The 1,155-nt window shown below is 69.0% G+C and carries 3 protein-coding genes; all 3 read left to right on the top strand.

Going from position 1 to position 1,155, the window contains the following annotated elements:
• Window positions 1-189, top strand: a 189-nt coding sequence (locus ACWD6P_RS37045) for a roadblock/LC7 domain-containing protein (RefSeq protein ID WP_451448617.1), incomplete at its 5' end; no start/stop codon positions are given.
• 84 nt (window positions 190-273) lie between these two features.
• A complete protein-coding gene (locus ACWD6P_RS37040) occupies window positions 274-882 on the top strand; it encodes a DUF742 domain-containing protein (protein ID WP_451448616.1) in 609 nt (202 codons plus the stop codon).
• The coding region (locus tag ACWD6P_RS37035; RefSeq protein WP_352308898.1) for a GTP-binding protein at window positions 863-1,155 on the top strand (293 nt) is incomplete at its 3' end. The genes ACWD6P_RS37040 and ACWD6P_RS37035, both read left to right, overlap by 20 nt.

The raw sequence follows: 1,155 nt of genomic DNA, 5'->3' as shown, positions 1-1,155 counted from the left end.
GTGGTGGAGATGGAACGAGGGTTCCTCTTCATCATGTCCGTCTCGGACGGATCGTCGCTGGCCGTGCTCGCGCACCCCGAGTGCGACATCGGCCTCGTCGGTTACGAGATGGCCCTGCTGGTCGACCGTGCGGGTAGCGTCCTGACGCCGGACCTGCGCGCCGAACTGCAGGGCAGCCTTCTCAACTAACAGACAGGCAGTGCGTTTCCCGCCACCGGGCCTTAGGGTTCGGTGGCGCGACCGGCGTCAGACAGGCAAGTTGGAGGAGGAGACGTGGCAACGCCCCCGAGCGGATACCCGTACGGTTCCGGGCAGGAGTCCGGACCTGTGGGCGAGACCCATAACAACCGCTTCAACTTCCCGTCTGCGCCGAGCCGTCGGCCACAGCGGCCCCAGCCGCCGCAGCCACAGCCCCAGCAGCAGCCCCGGGCGTACGGCTCCCAGCCGTACGAGCCGTCGGTGTACGACGAGCCGCAGGCGCCGCGCATCCAGCCGGTGCAGCCGCAGCGGCGCGCGCCCGAGCCCTCCCCCACCGGCTCCCACAACCCGCTCGTGCGCCCGTACGCCATGACCGGAGGCCGGACCAGGCCGCGCTACCAGCTCGCCATCGAGGCGCTGGTCAGCACGACCGCCGACCCCGCCAAGCTGCAGGGCCAGCTGCCGGAGCACCAGCGCATCTGCCACCTCTGCCGCGAGATCAAGTCAGTTGCCGAGATCTCCGCGCTTCTCTCCATCCCCCTCGGCGTCGCCCGGATCCTCGTCGCCGACCTGGCGGAGGCCGGACTCGTCGCCATCCATCAGCCCGGCGGGGACGAGACCGCCGGCGGACAGCCAGATGTGACACTGCTCGAAAGGGTGCTCAGTGGACTTCGCAAGCTCTAGCGGTGCAGCCCGCTCCACCACCTCCGCGAAGATCGTGGTGGCGGGCGGCTTCGGCGTGGGCAAGACCACGTTCGTCGGGGCCGTCTCAGAGATCAATCCGCTGCGTACCGAAGCCGTGATGACCTCCGCGTCCGCGGGGATCGACGACCTCACGCACGCGCCGGACAAGACGACCACGACCGTGGCGATGGACTTCGGCCGGATCACGCTGGACCAGGACCTGATCCTGTACCTGTTCGGTACGCCCGGTCAGGACCGCTTCTGGTTCATGTG

This window comes from Streptomyces sp. NPDC002446 (assembly GCF_053595675.1).
Note: the sequence above shows the minus strand (reverse complement) of the source record. Positions and strands in the feature narration are given on the sequence as shown.